Here is a 17,043-nt window from a genome sequence, read left to right as displayed (position 1 = left end):
CCCCCGGGGTGGACGGGGAGGAGGATGAGAGGGGGCCGACAGGCAAGTCGGGCCGGACCATCCGGTCCGGGTCCGCCGCAGTGGGCGAAGGAGGTCCGGTCATGGCGGCGTCCGAGACATTGCGGGCCGAGCCCGGCCCTGTGAGGGTCGCCCCCTCCGAGCCGGGCGGTCTGCTGGACGTTCTGAGCGTGGCCGCGGTGGTCCTGGACGCCAAGGGGCGGATCACCCTGTGGAGCCCGCAGGCACAGGAGCTGTTCGGCTGGCCGGCCGAGGAGGCGCTGGGCCGCTACGCCGCCGAACTGCTGGTCGCCGACGAGTACGCCGGCCTGGTCCTCGACCTGTTCGCCAAGGTCATGGCCGGCGGGGGCACCTGGGCCGGCGTCTTCCCCGTGCGACACAAGGACGGCTCCACACGACTGGCGGAGTTCCGCAACATGCGGCTGCAGGACGAACACGGCGGCGCGTACGCCCTCGGCATCGCCTGCGACGAGGCCGTGCTGCGGGGCGTGGAGCGCGACCTGGCACTGTCGGTGCCGCTGGTGGCGCAGTCCCCGCTCGGGCTGGCGGTGCTGGACAACGACCTGCGCTACGTCCTGGTCAACCCGACGCTGGAGCGGATCAACGGCGTTCCCGCCGAGGAGCACCTGGGCCGTACACCCCGCGAGGCCTTGCCGTTCCTGGACACGGACGTGATCGAAGCCTCCATGCGCCAGGTCCTGGACACCGGCGTACCGCTGCTGGACCAGTACGGCATCGGGCGCACGCCCGCCGATCCGCACCAGGAGCACGCCTGGTCGGGCTCGTACTACCGGCTGGAGGACCCGGGCGGGCGGGTGATCGGTGTCGCCCTCATGGTGGTGGACGTCACCGACAGCTACCGCGCGGCCAGACGGGCCGCCGAATCCCGTAGGCGTCTCGATCTCGTCGCACAGGCGTCGATGACGGTGGGGACCACGCTGGACCTGGAGCGCACGGCCCGCGAACTCGCCGACCTGGTCGTCGCCGACCTGGCCGACATCGCCTCGGTCGACGTCCTCGACTCCGTCCTCGAAGGCAGCGTGGCCTCGGAGCCCGGCCCCCGGACCGGACATGCCCTCTTCATGGCCCTGGCGGTGGCGGCGTCCTACGAGACGGCCGCCGTCCGCGCCGCGGACCCGGTGGGCGAGCGCACCACGTACCCGGCCGAGCGCCTGGTCGCACGCTGCGTGAGCACCGGGCGTCCCGTCCTGGTGCCGCACGTCACCGGCCCGGACCTGGCGCACATCGCGCGCGACCGGGCCGCCGCGGACCTCCTCGCCCAGGAGGGCACCCACTCCTACCTGGCCGTACCGCTGACCGCCCGCGGCCAGGTCCTGGGCGCCCTCGGCCTCCTGCGCACCCGCAATCCGCTCCCCTTCGACCAGGACGACGTCACCCTGGCCGGCGAACTGGCCACCCGCGCCGCCATCGCCGTCGACAACGCCCGCTGGTACCAGCACGCCACCGACACCGCCCTGACCCTGCAACGCCACCTCCTGCCGCACCCGCCGCCCCGGGCCGCCGGCCTCCGGATCGCCTACCGGTACCAGCCCGCGGCGGCGGCCAGCGGGATCGGCGGCGACTGGTTCGACGCGATCCCCCAACCGGGGGACAAGACCGCCCTCGTGGTCGGCGACGTCATGGGACACGGCATCCACGCCGCCGCCACCATGGGGCAACTACGCATGGCCAGCCGCACCTTGACGGACCTCGGTCTCGACCCGGCCCGGGTCCTGCGGCACCTCGACCACATCACCGCCGAACTGGACGGAACGATGGCGACCTGCGTCTACGCCACCTGGGACCCGCACCTCTCCCGCTGCCGCGTCGCCCTCGCCGGCCACCCGCCACCCGTCGTCATACGGTCGGGACAGGCGCCCGAACTGGTCGACCTTCCCGCCGGCGTGCCGCTCGGCACGGGCGGCCTCGGCGATACCGACTTCGAGAACACCGAGCTCGACCTGGCCCCCGGCGACCGGCTGGTCCTGTACACCGACGGCCTCGTCGAAACCCGCGACGACGCCCTGGACGACCGCCTCGACCTGCTCCTCAGCCTCCTCACCGACCCCGGCCTCCCCCTGGAGGCGACCTGCGACCGACTCCTGACCGCACTACGGCACCACGACGCGGCCGACGACGTCGCCCTCGTCATCGCCCACGTACTGCCCCACCACGAGCCCACCGACGAGGCTCGCCCGTACTGAACGGCGCCCCGGGGGTGGTCACCTGGCAGCGCATCGGCTGGGGGGGGTGATCCGCGCTGCCCCACGTCCACGCACACCTCGACGACGACGCGGCCGTCGTCACAATCCGCCGCGCGGCGCCTGCCCCTCCGCCAGAAGGCCACACGGACCAAGATCCGGACCATTTCCGGACCAGCCCCCTCCAAGGAGCGGTACGCACTGCCGTGCGCGCTGGTCAGAGTGAGTGCAACTGCAGTACCAGCAGCAGACGAAGAACCTCCTGGTCAGCTACTCCCCGAAGAAGCTCGGGTTCTTCCGGATAGGCCACTTCAGCCATCACGAGCCCCTCCCGCCGCTGCTGCACGGACGACCACCCCCGCGGGCCGTACCCCTGGGGGTACCCCGCACGTGCGGGAGGGAAGCGGCGTGATGACGGAGGTGGTGAAGGGGTGGCGCTCAACGCTCCGTAACCGGCACCACCCCTTCAAAACGGGCGGAACCCTGCGAGTCCGGCGCGATGCGGAGGGGTTTCCTCCGGGGGTGGGAATGAGCCAGCGGTGGTTGTGTGGTGATCCGGCACACAAGCTGGCGGCTGATTGTGATGGCCTGCCACATATGCCGCTGACCTGGGGACTTCTACGTTGTGGCGACACCCCGACGTTCCCGAAGCCCCCTGGAAGTGGTGCACATGGTCTCCCCCGCAGCGAGCAGAACGAGTCCGTCCGGCATACGCAGGATCGTCGCCGCCAGTCTCGTCGGGACCACCATCGAGTGGTACGACTTCTTCCTCTACGGGTCCGCCGCCGCCCTCGTGTTCAACACGTTGTTCTTCCCCTCCAGCGATCCCCTCGTCGGGACCCTCCTCGCGTTCCTCACCTACGCCGTCGGGTTCGCCGCGCGGCCGCTCGGCGGGGTGGTGTTCGGGCACTACGGGGACCGGATCGGGCGGAAGCGGCTGCTCGTGGTGAGCCTCTTGATGATGGGCGGGGCCACCTTCGCCATCGGGTTGCTGCCCACGCACGCCGCCGTCGGCGGGGCCGCGCCCGTGTTGTTGACCGTGCTGCGGCTGGTGCAGGGGTTCGCGCTCGGGGGCGAGTGGGGCGGGGCGGTACTGCTGGTCGCCGAGCACGGGGACGACCGGAGCCGGGGGTTCTGGGCGTCGTGGCCGCAGGCCGGTGCGCCCGGCGGGAACCTGCTGGCGACCGGGGTGCTGGCGCTGCTGGCCGCCGTCCAGTCCGACGAGGCGTTCCTCGCGTGGGGGTGGCGCGTGCCGTTCCTGCTGTCGGGGGTGCTGGTGGTGGTCGGGCTGTGGATACGGGTCTCGGTGTCGGAGTCGCCGGCCTTCCTGGAGGCGCGGGCCCGGGCCGAGGCCGAGGAGGCGGCGGGGGTGCGGCAGCGGCCTCCGGTGGTGGAGGTGCTGCGGTCGGGCCGGCGCGGGGTGCTCACCGCGATCGGGGTGCGGCTCGGGGAGAACGTCTCCTACTACGTGCTGACGGCCTTCCTGCTGGTCTACGTGACCGTGCACCTGCACCTGCCCAAGGGGGACGCGCTGAACGCCGTGCTGATCGGGTCGGCGGTGCACTTCGTGACGATCCCGCTCTGGGGCGCGCTGTCGGACCGGATCGGGCGGCGCGCGGTGACGCTGGTGGGCTCGGTCGGGATGGCGGGCTGGGCGTTCGCCTTCTTCGCGCTGCTGGACACGCGTTCCTTCCCCGTGATCGCCGCCGCGGTGACCGCCGGGCTGCTGCTGCACGGGGCGATGTACGGACCCCAGGCGGCGTTCATCTCCGAGATGTTCGACACCCGCGTCCGCTACTCGGGGGCCTCGATGGGCTCGCAGGTCGCCTCCATCATCGGCGGCGCCCTGGCCCCGATCATCGCGGTGGAGCTGCTGAAGGAGTACGGGTCCTCCGTGCCGGTCTCCGCCTACCTCTGCGCGGCCGCGCTGATCACGACGGTGACCGCGCTCGTCGCCCGGGAGACCCGGGGCCGCAGCCTCGACCGCTCCTCCCCCACGGCAGCGCCGGTCCCCGTCAAGGGCTGACCGGGGCCGCGCCCGTATGCTCACCGGCGTGACCACCGTGACGGAAGGCATACGGGAGCTGCTCGGACTGCTGGCCCGGGGGGCTCCGGCGGAGGAGTTCGCGCGGCCCGCGGCGGCCGCGCGTGCCGCCGGGGCCTCCGAGGCCGAACTGGCCGCCCTGGACGAGGCGGCGGGGGTGGCCCTGGAGGTCCACCGGACGCTGGGCCGGCACCGCACCCGCGAGGCGGAGCTGACCGCGCTGTTCGACACCGCCGGGGACCTGGCCGCGCTCCGCGACCTGGACTCGGTGCTGCGGGCCATCACGCACCGCGCGAAGCAGCTGCTGCACACGGACGTCACGTACCTGTCGCTGATCGACGAGGCGGCGGGCGACACCTACATGCGGGTGACCGACGGTTCGGTGTCGGCGGCGTTCCAGCAGCTGCGGCTGGGGATGGGCGAGGGGCTCGGCGGGCTCGTCGCCCAGACGGCCCGCCCGTACGCCACCGGGGACTACCAGCGCGACCCGCGCTTCCGGCACACCGGCCCCATCGACAGCGCCGTCGGCGAGGAGGACCTGCACGCCATCCTGGGCGTGCCGCTGCGGCTGGGGCCGAAGGTGATCGGGGTGCTGTTCGCCGCCGACCGCAGCCCGCGCGGGTTCGGCCCGCGCGAGGTGGCGCTGCTGTCCTCGCTGGCCGACCACGCCGCCATCGCCATCGACGGGGCCCGGCTGCTGGAGGAGACCCGCCGGGCACTGGCCGAACTGGGCGCCGCGTCCCGGACCATCCAGGAGAACAGCGACGCGCTGCGCCGGGCCGAGCGGGCGCACGACCGGCTGACCGGTCTCGTGCTGCGCGGCGGTGACGTGGCCGAGGTGGCGGCCGCGATCGGCGCGCTGCTGGAGGGCGGCACCCTGGTCCACGACCCGGACGGCAGGGAGCTGGCCCGTGCGCAGGCCGGGCCGTGCCCGCCGCCGGCCGGGGCCGTGGCGGCCTCCCGGTCCGGCGGCCGGGCCGTCGCGGAGGGCGGCACCTGGGTGTGCGCCGTGCTGGCGGGTCCCGAACTGCTGGGCAGCATCACGCTCACCGGCCGTCCCGGCCTGGACGAGGCCGGGCGGCGCCTGTTCGAGCGTGCGGCGACGGTCACGGCCCTGCTGCTGCTCCTGGGCCGTTCGGTGGCGCAGACCGAGGACCGGATCCGCGGGGAGCTGCTCGGGGACCTGCTGAGCCCGTCCGCCGATCCGGGGAGCCTGGCCGTGCGGGCCCGCCGGCTGGGCGTGGACCTGGACCGCCCGCACGCCCTGTTCGTCCTGCACAGCGACGCCGCGCCGCGGCCGCGCCTGCTCACGGCCGCCGCGCACCACGCCCGCGAGCGCCGGGGGCTGGCGGGGGTGCACCACGACCACGCCGTGCTGCTGGCCCCCTCGGAGGCGGCCGGTGCCGACGCGGCCCGGCTGGCCGCGGCGGTCGGGCGGAGCGTGGGCGTGCCCGTCACGGTGGGTGCGGCGCGGGCCGGCGAGGGTCCGGGCGGGCTGCACTCCGCGCACGCGGAGGCGCTGCGCTGCCTGTCGACGCTGCGGGCGCTGGGCCGGGCCGGTGACGGGAGCACCCTGGCGGACCTCGGGTTCCTCGGGGTGCTGCTGGGCGACCGGGCCGACCTGTCGGGCTTCGTACGGACCGTGCTGGGGCCGGTGCTGGACTACGACGCCCGGCGCGGCAGCGACCTCGTGGGGACGCTGCGGGTCTACTTCGCGACGGGCATGAGCCAGGCGAGGGCGAGGGAGGCCCTGCACGTCCACGTGAACACCGTGGTGCAGCGACTGGACCGCATCGGCCGTCTCCTCGGCCCCGACTGGCAGTCCCCGGACCGCTGCCTGGAGCTCCAACTCGCCCTGCGCCTGCACCAGGTGTCGGCTCCGACCGCCCCGGGGCCGGTTTCCTCCTGAGCGCGCCACCTCCGTTTGACAGGGTCGCACCCTCACCTCATGATTCCATTACTCACCTAGTGGATTCACTGAAAAGAGGAAGCCGGTGCGAAGCACGACCGACGGCCGATGGGCCCTGGAGGCGCGCGGGCTGGGCAAGAAGTACCGCCGGGGCTGGGCGCTGCGGGACTGCTCCTTCCGGATACCCGCCGGCCGCGTCACCGCACTGGTGGGGCCGAACGGGGCGGGCAAGAGCACCCTCCTGAGCCTGGCGGCGGGACTCGCGCAGCCCTCGGCCGGCGACCTGAGGATCTTCGGCACCCCCGCGGGCTCCCGGGCCTCGATGCCGCTGTGGGCCTATCTCGCGCAGGACAAGCCGCTGTTCAAGCGGTTCACGGTGGCGCAGACCCTGCGGCTGGGCCAGGAGCTCAACCCGGGCTGGGACCAGGCGGTGGCCGAGCGGATCGTCCGCGCGGGGATGGTCCCGCAGGATGCCCGCGTGGGCGACCTGTCGGGCGGCCAGCGCACCCGCGTGGCCTTCGCGCTGGCCTTCGGCAAGCGCCCCGAACTGCTGCTGCTGGACGAGCCGATGGCCGATCTGGACCCGGTCGCCCGGGACGAGATGGGCGCCCTGCTGCTGTCCGAGGCGGCCGAGCACGGGACCACCGTCGTGATGTCCTCCCACCTGCTGAGCGAGATCGAGCCGATGTGCGACTACGTACTCGTGCTCTCCGACGGCCGGGTCCGGATGGCCGGGGAGGCGGACGAGCTGGTCCCCATGCACACCCTGGTCAGCGGGGTGGGCACGGAGACCGGGCCGCCCGCTGCCCTGAACGACCACACCGTCATCGAAGTACGCACTTCCGGACGCCACTTCAGCGCGCTGGTACGGCGTCAGGGCCCGCTGGACGAGGCCTGGCAGCAGACGGAGCCGAGCATGGAGGAGGTGCTGCTCGCCTACCTCCGCTCACCCGGGGCCCCCGCGCTGCTCTCCCCCACCGCCGCCCCGCTGCACCGAGAGGAGTGCGCGGCATGAGCGCACCGACCGCGACCGCCTCCGCCCCCGCGACCACCGCCCGCCCGCGCAGGCTGCGCGGGCTCGCCTGGCTCCTGGCGCGCCGGCACCGCACCGCCCTGATCACCTGCGCCGCCCTGACGATGGTCGGAGCGGCCTGGATCGTCTACCAGCGCGGCGCGATGCTCGACGCCCTGCACGCCACCGGCTGGCCCGCCGCCTCCCCGCGCGAGGTCGACCAGGCCGCCCGGGACCGGGCCACCCGCGACCTGGAGTCCTTCGGCAGCACGCTCGTCTTCCTGCCGGTGCTGTTCGGCGTCCTGCTCGGCGCTCCGCTGTTCTCCGCCGACCGGGAGCAGGGGACGGCCCGGCTGATCGCCACCCAGTCCGTCCCGCGCGGCCGCTGGCTGCGGTGGAAGCTGTGCTTCGCCGTGGCGCTGACGGCGGTGCCTACGACGGTCCTGAGCCTGCTCCACTCCTGGTGGCTGGACTCCGTCGGCCCCGTGGCACCCCGGGACTGGCTCACCGGGCCCGGCGTTCGGGGGCACGGGGCCGGTCCTGGTGGCCTCGGCCCTGTTCTGCACCGCGCTTCGGCATCGGGATCGGGGCGGTGGCCCGGCGGCCGCTGCCGGCCATGGTGGCCACGTTCTTCGCCTCGTACGTCGCCCTCCTCGCCGCGGAGGTTGCTCAGGAAGCGGCTCGCCACGCCCCGGACCCTCGCCTATCCGCTGGGTTCCACCCAGCCCGCCGCGCTCGACCCACGTGGTGCAGGTCGACCAGTGGATCGGGACGGCCTCCGGCAGGCTCTACGGCTGGAGCACCTGCGTGCACGACAGCTCGCCCGAGGCCTGCCGGGCCTCGCTCGGCATCGTCAACTCGGTCTGGGCGTACTTCGGACCCGACCAGATGGCGGGCATGCAGTGGACCGCCGCCGGGATGTTCCTGGGACTGACCGCGCTCCTGGTGGGTGCGTTCCTGCGGTGGGCGCGGCAGTCGGCGCTCTGAGCCGCACCACCCCCGTGGACGGCCTAGGCTGGAACGTCACCCCGGAACCCAAGGAACCAGCAGCAAGGAGGCGGGCACGGTGGTCGTGTTTCGCATCGAACGCCGCAGCGGCCTGCCCGCCTACCTCCAGATCGTGCAGCAGGTGGAGCAGGCCCTGCGGATGGGGGCGCTGGCCGAGGGCGACAAGCTGCCGACGGCGGCGCAGGTCGCCGCGACCACGAAGGTCAACCCGAACACCACGCTCAAGGCCTACCGCGAGCTGGAGCGGTCCGGGCTCGTCGAGGTGCGCCAGGGTTCCGGCACGTTCATCACCCGCTCGCTGGCCACCCCGCAGACGGCACCGGAGTCCCCGCTGCGCACGGGCCTCGGGGAATGGATGCGCGAGGCCCGCGAGCAGGGTCTGAGCGCACGCGACGTCTCGACGCTCTTCGGCGCGGTGCTCGGCGAGCATTACCCGCCACCCACCCCTTGAACCTTTCATTCGTTGCAGGATCGTGAATACGATCTTTCATATCAAGAGAAAACCCAGATCCGTGCCTACTGTTCAGAGGTATCTCGCTTGACGCGTTCTTCTACCTCTGGATCCCGTGATGTCTGCTGTTCCACTGCGCCGCCGCCGCACCGCCCTCGCCCTCACCACCACCGCGACCGCCCTCGCGCTGCTCGTCTCCGGCTGCGGGTTCGGCGGCTCGGAGGGCAAGCGCATCCGCGTCGGCGTCTCGGGGGACTCCCCCGAGTGGGACGTCCTCGCCAAGGAGGCCAAGAAGGAGGGCCTCACCGTCGAGACGGTGGTCTTCGACGACTACTCGCTGCCCAACAAGGCGCTCAGCGCCGGGGACATCGAGCTCAACGCCTTCCAGCACCTGGTCTTCCTCGCCCAGTCCAACACCGAGAACAAGACCGACATCGCCCCGGTCGCCGCGACCACGGTCGTACCGCTCGGCCTCTACTCCGGCAAGCACAAGCAGCTGGCCGACCTCCCCGACGGCGCCTCGGTCACCCTGCCCAACGATCCCGCCAACCAGGGCCGCGGACTGCGCGTCCTGGAACAGGCCAAGGTGATCGAGCTGAAGAAGGACGCCGGGCTGTTCGCCACCCCCGACGACATCACGGCCAACCCCAAGCACATCAAGATCACCCCGGTGAACGCGCAGCAGACCCCGCGCACCCTCAAGGACGCGGACGCCGCGATCATCAACGACGGGGTCGCCGAACTCGCAGGCATCGACGCCAAGACCGCCCTGTTCAAGGACGACCCGGCGAGCCCGCAGTCCGTCCCCTACCTCAACGTCATCGCCGCCCGCGCGGACCACAAGGACGACCCCGACTACGCGAAGATCGTGAAGCTGTACGCCTCCCAGGCCGTCCAGGACGAGGTCCGCCGCACCAGCAACGGCACCGCCCACCACATCGACCTGCCCGCCGCCGAGCTCCAGGCCGAGCTGGCCCGCATCACGAAGCAGCTGGCGAAGTGACCGCCGCAGCCTCCGGCCGGCCGCCGGCCGGCAACCCTGCGGGCGGCCACCACCCGGCGGTCGAACTCCGCTCCGCGCGCAAGGAGTTCCCCGGCGGGGCCGTCGCCGTGGACGACGTCAGCCTGACCGTCGACCCGGGGACCGTCTTCGGGGTCGTCGGACACAGCGGGGCCGGCAAGTCCACCCTGCTGCGCCTGCTCAACGGCCTGGAAGAGCCCACCTCGGGCAGCATCCTGGTGGACGGCCACGACCTGGCCGCCCTCGGCGAGCGCGGACTGCGGCCCGTACGCCGGGAGATCGGCATGATCTTCCAGCAGTTCAACCTCTTCCGCTCCCGCACCGTCCTCGGCAACGTCCTCTACCCGCTGCGCCTGGCCGGCCTGGACCGCGCCGCCGCCCGGGCCCGCGCCGAGGAGACGCTGGAGTTCGTCGGACTCTCCGGACACGGCAAGCGCTACCCCGAGCAGCTGTCCGGCGGGCAGCGGCAGCGGGTCGGCATCGCCCGCGCCCTCGCCACCCGCCCGAAGGTGCTGCTGTGCGACGAGGCCACGTCAGCCCTCGACCCGCAGACGACCGGCGAGGTGCTGGCCCTGCTCCGCCGGGTCAACCGCGAACTGGGCGTCACCATCGTGCTGATCACCCACGAGATGGAGGTCGTACGGAGCCTCTGCGACCGGGTGGCGGTGATGGAGGACGGCCGCGTGGTGGAGAGCGGCGAGGTGTACGAGGTCTTCGCGCGCCCGCGGCACCCCACCACGGCCGCCTTCGTCCGCTCGGCGCTGCACGCCGAACCGGAGGGCGAGCTGCTGGAGCGGCTGCGGGTGCGCCATCCGGGGCGGCTCGTGACCGTACCGGTCGTCGACGGCGTACCGGCCATGGAGGGGCTCTCGCCGCTGCTGCGCGAGCACGGCGTCGACTTCTCCTTCGTCCACGGCGGGGTCGGCGAGGTCCGCGGGCGCCCGCTGGGCAGCGTGACCATCGAGCTGCGGGGCGGCCGGGCGGCGGTGGAGGCCGTCGAAGCGGGCCTGGCCGCGTCCGGCCGCCGGAAGGCGGGTGTGCGGTGAAGGCCGACTGGAGCACGTTCTGGCCGAAGGTCCTCGACGCCACCGGCGAGACCGTCTACATGGTGCTGATCACCCTCGCGCTCTCCAGCGTCGGCGGACTCGCCGTCGGGCTCGCCCTCTACGCCACGCGCAAGGGCGGCGTCCTGCCGAACCGGGTCGTGCACGCCGCGCTCGGCGCGTTCATCAACGTCATCCGGCCCATCCCCTTCATCATCGCGATCGTGGCCCTCGCTCCCGTCACCCGGGCGGTGGTCGGCACGATGATCGGCACGGATGCCGCGATCTTCCCGATGACGGTCGTGGCCACCTTCGGGATCGCCCGGATCGTGGAGTCCAACCTGCTGGCCGTGGAACCGGGCGTGGTCGAGGCGGCCCGTTCGATGGGGGCCGGACCGCTGCGGATCCTGCTCACGGTGCTGGTGCCGGAGGCCCTCGGGCCGCTGGTGCTCGGCCTGACGTTCATGCTCGTCGCGCTGATCGACTTCTCCGCGGTGGCGGGCACGGTCGGCGGCGGCGGGGTGGGCAACCTGGCCATGACGTACGGGTACCTGCGCTTCGACACGTCCGTGATGGTGGTGACCGTACTGGTGCTGATCGTGCTGGTGCAGTCGGCCCAGTTCCTGGGCGACCGCGTCTCGCGCCGGATCCTCAGGCGCTGACCGGGCCCGGTCGCGGCGAACGGCGGCGCCCCCTCCCCCGGGAGGGGGCGCCGCCGTCGGTCAGTAGGTGTAGCTCAGGCCCGACTTGTACGGGGTCAGCGTCCGCTGGCCCACCACACCGCGGTACGTGTACCAGCCCCACTTCTTGCACATCGTCTGGTAGCTCAGGGTGTTGTACGCCCCCGATCCCACCCGGACGCCCGGGTAGATGACGTTGTCGCCCCAGTCCCCGGAGGCGGGGCCGCTGGAGTAGGCGTCCACCCCCCAGTACACGCCGACGACAGAGCCGCCGGCCGGGCAGTTCCAGCTGCCGAAGTTGACCCAGACGTTCCCTCCCGACCAGGCGCTGGCCGGAGCGGCGCTCAGGCCGACGACGCCGAGCGCCATCAGGGAACCCGCGAGCACCGCACGGGACTTGTGCAGCAGTGATCCACGCATGTGACCTCCCCGGTCACGGCCGGGCGCCTTCGCACCCCCTGCCGTGCGCAGCAGGCTGCCATATGAGTCACAGGATTGTCTGACTTTCAGCTTGATAAGCGAAAAGTCGAACTATTGCCTGATGTAAGTATGCTCGGTTCGGGGGTCCGCAGGATGCCTCAGGCGGCCACGGCCGTGGTGACCACCAGCGGCGGGGCCGCCCGTTCCGCCGACCAGGGGCGGCTGCCCACCAGTTCCGCGCCGGACACCTCGCCCGCCTCCGCCACCGTCGGCCGGTGCTGGGCCACGTCCCGGAACCCGGCCCGCTCCAGCAGTCCGGGAAGGAGGCCGACGGGCCAGGCGTGGTTGCGCACCTCCTGCCAGGAGCCGTCGGTGCGCCTCAGCCGTACGGTCAGCTCCCGGCCCGGTGCGTACACCGTGCCCGGTTCCCCGATCCGCAGGGAGGCGTACTCCGTGCCCGTGCAGGCCGGGTCGGTGGCCAGCAGGACGAACGGGCCGCCGGGGCGCAGCAGTCGGCGCACCTCCCGGAACACGGCCAGCACCGCCTCCTCGTCCGGCAGCGAGGCCAGCACGTGACTGCACATGACCGCGTCCGCGCCGCCGTCCGCGAGGGCGGTCACGCGGCCGCCTTCGACCAGGTGGTACTCGGCGGCCCCGGTGTCCGAGGCGCGGGCCAGGGCCAGCATCTCGGGCGAGGTGTCGACCCCGACCACCCGCGCCCCCAGCAGCCGGGCGGCGTGCCCGGCGACCTTGCCGGGGCCGCATCCGTAGTCCACGAGGACCTTCCCGGCGCCGATCCGCGCCCGGGCCAGGGCCCGGAAGACGAACGGGTAGCCGAGCAGCCAGTCCGTGGCCGCCTCCAGCGCGGCGAAGGCCCGCGCTCCCTCACTCCCGGACCAGGCGGCCGCCTCGGCGCCGCCCTGGTCCCCGGATTCCCGCACCGAGTCGCTCACAGCCCCACTATCGACCCGCGGCCACCCCACCGCGGCGGCGCGACACGGCCGGCGGACCCGCTACCCGTGCTCGGAGAGGCCGATGCGTTCGTGCAGCCTGCGCAGGGGGGCCGGGGCCCACCAGTTGGCCGGGCCGGCCAGGCGCATCAGGGCGGGTACGAGCACGCCCCTGATCAGGGTCGCGTCCACCGCCACGGCCAGGGCCGTGCCGACGCCAAGCTGCTTGAGGAAGACGACCTGGCCGGTGGCGTAGGCGGCGAAGGAGGCCGCGAGGACGAGGGCGGCCGCGGTGACCAGGGGTGCGCTGCGGGCGATCCCGAGGGGTACGGAGGCGCGGGCGTCACCGGTGCGGTCGTACTCCTCCTTGATGCGGGCGAGGAGGAAGACCTCGTAGTCCATGGAGAGCCCGTACGCGATGCAGAACATCAGGATGGGGACGCTGGGCTCGATCGTCCCGGTGGGCGTGAAGCCGAGCAGGTCCGAGAGGAACCCCTCCTGGAAGACCGCGACGAGGACGCCGAACATCACCGACAGGCTGAGGAGGTTGAGCAGGGTGGCCTTGAGCGGGGCGACCACGCTTCCGGTCATCAGGAAGAGGAGGGCGAAGCTCACCGCCACGATCAGCGCGGCGACCAGCGGCAGCCGGTCCGTCACCCCGTCCCGGTAGTCGGTCAGTTCGGCGGGGTAACCGCCGGCCTCCACGGCGAAGGGTGCGGGCAGGGCGCGTATCTCGCGCACCAGGCCCGTGGGGTCGGACTCCAGCCGGGCGGAGGCGGGCACGACGCTGATCCGCTGTCCGCCGCCCCGGGCGGCGGTGAACTCCCCGGCCCGCGCCGGGCCCCCGGGGCTCCCCGCGCGGAAGGACCCGGCGGACGAGTCGACGCGGGCGACGCCGTCGATCCGGGAGAGCGCGGCCGCGTATCCGGCGACGGCTGCGGGGTCCGCGGCGGCCGTGACGAGCTGGACGGCGTCCGCCTCCTCGGCCGTGAAGCCGGCGCGGACCTGGTCGTGCGTCTGCCGGGCGGGCGCCGACGCGGGCAGGACCCGGTCGTCGGGCAGCCCGAACCGTACGCCGAGGAAGGGCGCGCCGAGCAGCAGCAGGAGGGCGAGGGCGGCGCCGCCGTAGGCCAGCGGGCGGCGCATCACCCGGGTCGCGGTCCTGAACCAGAAGCCCTCGGTCTCGGGGCGTACGGGTCCGGGCCGTTCCACCCGGTGTCCGAGGAGGGCCAGGGAGGCGGGCAGCAGTACGGTCGCACCGACGACGGCGGCCAGGACGACCGCGACCCCCGCGTAGGCGAAGGAGCTCAGGAAGGGGAAGGGGAAGGCAAGGAGCACCGACAGGGAGGCGGCGACCGTCGCCCCGCTGAAGAGCACGGTCCGGCCCGCGCCCCGCACCGTGCGGGCCACGGCCTCCGCGACGCCGAGGCCGCGCCGCAGTTCCTCGCGGTGGCGGAAGACGACGAACAGGCCGTAGTCGACGCCGAGTCCGATGCCCATCACGAGGGCGATGTTGGAGGCGAAGGCGGACACGTCGGTGAAGGCGACCACGGCGCGCAGCAGCGCGAGCGAGCCGAGCACGGCGAAGAGTCCGATGCCGACGGTGAGCAGCGCGGCCGAGATCCGGCGGTAGACCACCCAGAGCAGGAGCAGGACCAGGGGGAGGATGACGAGTTCGGCGCGCAGGAAGTCCTGGCGGGCCTGCTGCATGACCTGGCGGAAGACCTCGTCCCCGCCGCCGACCTCGACCTCGACGACGTCGGTGGTGCGGGTGAACTCCGGTGCCAGTGCGGGCAGGACCTCGCGGCGCACGCGGTCGGCGTCGCCGGGGATCCAGGCCAGGACGAGGGCCTGGCGGCCGTCGGTGCCGCGCAGGGTCTCGGGGCCGCCGGCGGTCCAGTACGACCAGGCCCGGCCGACTCCGGGGCGGGCGGCGAGTTCCCGGGCGAGTTCCCGTCCGGCCCGGGCGGCGGGGGCGTCGTCGACGGTGCCCTGCCGGGCCGTCACCAGCAGCGCCAGGTTGGGGCTGCCGGTGTGGTGGTCCCGGGCCAGTACGTCGCGCACCCGCATGGACTCCGAGCCCGGGGCCTCGAAGCGGTTGAGCGAGAGCGCATTGAGCGTGCCTGCGCCGATGGCGCCGGCGAGGAGCGCGACGGCGATGCCGGCGACGACGATCCACCTCGCCCGCTCCGCGATGAACCTGCCGAGCACGGTTCCCCCTACCGGTAAGATTTACGAATGATGATTCGCGTTCTTTCGCGATGGCGGCGAGATTACGAATGATCATTCGTGTTTTCAACCGGTGCCCACGGGCTGAGATCTGACGGAGGACCACATGGCGGGAGAGGCGCGCACGACGGGCACTCCGGACACCGCGCAGGAGGCGGCCGCCACCCCGGAGGCGCGGCCGGCGGCCCGGCGGCGGCAGGCCCGCGGCGAGCAGCGGATGGCGCAGATCCTGGACGCCTCGGCGGTGGTCTTCGCCCGCGCCGGCTACGAGAAGGCGACCACGATCGCCATCGCGGCGGAGGCGGGCATCTCGCCCGGCTCGCTCTACCAGTTCTTCTCCAACAAGGAGGCCCTCGCCCGGGCGCTCGCCGACCGCTTCGTCACCCAGCTGCGGGCGGCCCACCAGGAGGCCTTCGACGAGGCCCGGTTCACCTCGCTGCCCCTGGAGGAGCTGCTGGACCGGATGGTGGACCCGATCCTCGCCTTCAACGTCGCCAACCCCGGCTTCAAGGCGCTGTTCGCCCGTACGGACATGCCCGCCGGACTCGCCGACGCGGCGCTGCCGGTGCAGTCGGCGCTGCTGGCCCGGGTCGAGGCCGTGATCGCCGCCCGCGCGCCGCGGCTGCCCGCGGCGGAGCGCTCGCGCACGGCCCTCGTGGGGATCCGGATCTTCCAGGCCGTGGTGCCCCTGGTGGTCGCCGCCGAGGGCGCGGAGCGGGCGGCGATGACGCGCGAGCTCAAGCGCGCGCTGCGCGGCTACCTCTCGGACACCATCGGCTGAGGCCGGGCCGGACCCCGCGGCCGCAGCGCGCCGGCGGCGAGGGCCGCGAAGGCGCAGCAGGCCACCGGCAGCAGGAGGGCCGGGCCGAGCGGCACGAGGCGGGTCAGCGGGCCGATCAGGGCGGGGCCGGCGAGCATGCCGAGGTAGCCCAGGCCCGCGACCCGGGCGACGTTGGACCCGGCGGCCGCCGGGTCCGCGCGGCCCGCCGCGCTGAAGAGCTGCGGTACGCAGCCGGAGAGGCCGGCTCCGAAGAGGGTCCAGCCGGCGAGGGCCGCGGGGACGCCCGGCGCGGCCACGGCCAGGGCCAGGCCGGCCGCCGCGAGGGAGGCTCCGTGGCGCAGGACGGCGACCGGTCCGCTGCGGGCCGCCACCCGGTCGGCGAGGAACCGGCCGGCGGTCATGGCGGTGGCGAAGGCCCCGTAGGCGAGGGCAGCGGTGGCGGCGGGCGCGCCGAGGGAGTCCTCCAGGTGGAGCGCGCTCCAGTCGGCCGCGACGCCCTCGCAGAGCATCAGCAGGAAGGCGAGTGCGGCGAGCATCCGCACGCGCGGCGCGGCCCGGCGGGCGGGGCGCCCGGCCCGGGGGCCGGTCGGCCCGGGCAGCGGCTCGGGACCGGCCGCGGGGTCCGGCGCAGGGTCCGGGTCCAGCAGGCCGGGGGCGGCGAGGAGCGCGAGGAGGAGGCCGCCGAGGGCGGTGGCCCCGAGGGTGGCGGCGGCCGGGAGGCCGAGGCCCAGGGCGGCGGACCCGGTCAGGGCGGCGAGGGCGCCGCCGACGGAGAAGACGGCGTGGAAGGCGGACATGACGGGGCGCCCGTAGTCGCGTTCCACCTGGACGGCGTGCGCGTTCATGCCGACGTCGAGGCAGCCGTTGCCGAAGCCGAGCAGCAGCAGCGCGGCGCCGAGCGCGGGCGCGTCGGCCGCCCAGGCGGGCGGCACCAGCGCGAGCGCGCACAGGGCGGCTCCGGCGGGGACGGTCACCTGCGCGCCGAAGCGGTCGGTGAGCGGTCCGGCCAGCCGCATGCCGGCGAAGGCCCCGGCGCCGAGGAGGAGCAGGAGCCAGCCGAGGAGGGCGTGGTCGGCACCGGCGTGGTGCCGCACCACCGGGATGTGCACGATCCACATGCCCATGAGGAAGCCGTTGAGGGCGAAGCAGGCGAAGGTGGCCCGCCGTCCCTTCCGCAGGCGAGTGGAAGGGGGAGGCCCCTGGGGTCCGGTTCCGTGTGCGATTCGCTCCATGCGATCGAACATAACAAACATGCTTGATGTTCGAAACTTGCCTT

At 73.6% G+C, this 17,043-nt stretch carries 15 protein-coding genes; 10 read left to right on the top strand and 5 right to left on the bottom strand.

Annotation, left to right across the window (positions count from 1 at the left end):
- The first annotated feature begins 101 nt into the window (after nt 1-101).
- From OG553_RS32275 to OG553_RS32260, 4 genes are all read left to right on the top strand, one after another.
- On the top strand, nt 102-2,222 hold the full coding sequence (locus OG553_RS32275; protein ID WP_405982380.1) for a SpoIIE family protein phosphatase: 2,121 nt from the start codon (nt 102-104) through the stop codon (nt 2,220-2,222).
- A gap of 667 nt (nt 2,223-2,889) precedes the next feature.
- Nucleotides 2,890-4,245: an MFS transporter gene (locus OG553_RS32270; RefSeq protein WP_405982379.1), complete on the top strand. Its 1,356-nt coding sequence runs from the start codon at nt 2,890-2,892 to the stop codon at nt 4,243-4,245.
- A 16-nt stretch (nt 4,246-4,261) separates the two neighbouring features.
- A complete protein-coding gene (locus OG553_RS32265; RefSeq protein WP_405982378.1) occupies nt 4,262-6,172 on the top strand; it encodes a helix-turn-helix domain-containing protein in 1,911 nt (636 codons plus the stop codon).
- Nucleotides 6,173-6,257: 85 nt separating this feature from the next.
- Nucleotides 6,258-7,187 (top strand): ABC transporter ATP-binding protein, encoded by a 930-nt coding sequence (locus tag OG553_RS32260; protein ID WP_405982377.1) that lies wholly within the window; start codon nt 6,258-6,260, stop codon nt 7,185-7,187.
- A 145-nt stretch (nt 7,188-7,332) separates the two neighbouring features.
- Here the strand turns inward: OG553_RS32260 and OG553_RS32255 are convergent, their stop codons facing one another.
- Nucleotides 7,333-7,692, bottom strand: coding sequence for a hypothetical protein (locus tag OG553_RS32255; protein ID WP_405982376.1), 360 nt, complete (start codon nt 7,690-7,692; stop codon nt 7,333-7,335).
- 236 nt (nt 7,693-7,928) lie between these two features.
- Between OG553_RS32255 and OG553_RS32250 the strand changes: the two genes are divergently transcribed.
- The 5 genes from OG553_RS32250 to OG553_RS32230 all read left to right on the top strand — a co-directional run bounded on the left by OG553_RS32250 (nt 7,929) and on the right by OG553_RS32230 (nt 11,369).
- Nucleotides 7,929-8,171 (top strand): hypothetical protein, encoded by a 243-nt coding sequence (locus OG553_RS32250; protein WP_405982375.1) that lies wholly within the window; start codon nt 7,929-7,931, stop codon nt 8,169-8,171.
- Nucleotides 8,172-8,250: 79 nt separating this feature from the next.
- Nucleotides 8,251-8,643, top strand: a complete 393-nt coding sequence (locus OG553_RS32245) for a GntR family transcriptional regulator (protein WP_405982374.1) — start codon at nt 8,251-8,253, stop codon at nt 8,641-8,643.
- 118 nt (nt 8,644-8,761) lie between these two features.
- On the top strand, nt 8,762-9,646 hold the full coding sequence (locus OG553_RS32240; protein ID WP_405982373.1) for a MetQ/NlpA family ABC transporter substrate-binding protein: 885 nt from the start codon (nt 8,762-8,764) through the stop codon (nt 9,644-9,646).
- Nucleotides 9,643-10,710: a methionine ABC transporter ATP-binding protein gene (locus OG553_RS32235; RefSeq protein WP_405982372.1), complete on the top strand. Its 1,068-nt coding sequence runs from the start codon at nt 9,643-9,645 to the stop codon at nt 10,708-10,710. The genes OG553_RS32240 and OG553_RS32235 overlap by 4 nt, the downstream gene beginning before the upstream one ends.
- On the top strand, nt 10,707-11,369 hold the full coding sequence (locus tag OG553_RS32230) for a methionine ABC transporter permease (RefSeq protein ID WP_405982371.1): 663 nt from the start codon (nt 10,707-10,709) through the stop codon (nt 11,367-11,369). Before OG553_RS32235 ends, OG553_RS32230 begins: the two co-directional genes overlap by 4 nt.
- 60 nt (nt 11,370-11,429) lie before the next feature.
- On the opposite strand, the gene OG553_RS32225 is transcribed toward OG553_RS32230, so the two are convergent.
- The 3 genes from OG553_RS32225 to OG553_RS32215 all read right to left on the bottom strand — a co-directional run bounded on the left by OG553_RS32225 (nt 11,430) and on the right by OG553_RS32215 (nt 14,968).
- Nucleotides 11,430-11,807 carry a hypothetical protein gene (locus OG553_RS32225; RefSeq protein ID WP_405982370.1) on the bottom strand — a complete coding sequence of 126 codons (378 nt, stop codon included), beginning with the start codon at nt 11,805-11,807 and terminating at the stop codon, nt 11,430-11,432.
- A gap of 158 nt (nt 11,808-11,965) precedes the next feature.
- The gene (locus OG553_RS32220) at nt 11,966-12,760 is read right to left on the bottom strand and encodes a class I SAM-dependent methyltransferase (protein ID WP_405982369.1); all 795 of its coding nucleotides are present in this window, start codon (nt 12,758-12,760) and stop codon (nt 11,966-11,968) included.
- A gap of 60 nt (nt 12,761-12,820) precedes the next feature.
- A complete protein-coding gene (locus tag OG553_RS32215; RefSeq protein WP_405982368.1) occupies nt 12,821-14,968 on the bottom strand; it encodes an MMPL family transporter in 2,148 nt (715 codons plus the stop codon).
- Between the two features lie 124 nt (nt 14,969-15,092).
- On the opposite strand from OG553_RS32215, the gene OG553_RS32210 reads away from it, so the two are divergent.
- The gene (locus OG553_RS32210) at nt 15,093-15,767 is read left to right on the top strand and encodes a TetR/AcrR family transcriptional regulator (protein WP_405982367.1); all 675 of its coding nucleotides are present in this window, start codon (nt 15,093-15,095) and stop codon (nt 15,765-15,767) included.
- Here the strand turns inward: OG553_RS32210 and OG553_RS32205 are convergent.
- Nucleotides 15,743-16,999, bottom strand: a complete 1,257-nt coding sequence (locus OG553_RS32205; protein ID WP_405982366.1) for an MFS transporter — start codon at nt 16,997-16,999, stop codon at nt 15,743-15,745. The two genes, OG553_RS32210 and OG553_RS32205, sit on opposite strands and share 25 nt — an antisense overlap.
- Nucleotides 17,000-17,043: the final 44 nt, after the last annotated feature.

This window comes from Streptomyces sp. NBC_00158 (assembly GCF_045160885.1).
In the GTDB taxonomy this organism is placed as follows: domain Bacteria; phylum Actinomycetota; class Actinomycetes; order Streptomycetales; family Streptomycetaceae; genus Streptomyces.
Note: the sequence above shows the minus strand (reverse complement) of the source record. Positions and strands in the feature narration are given on the sequence as shown.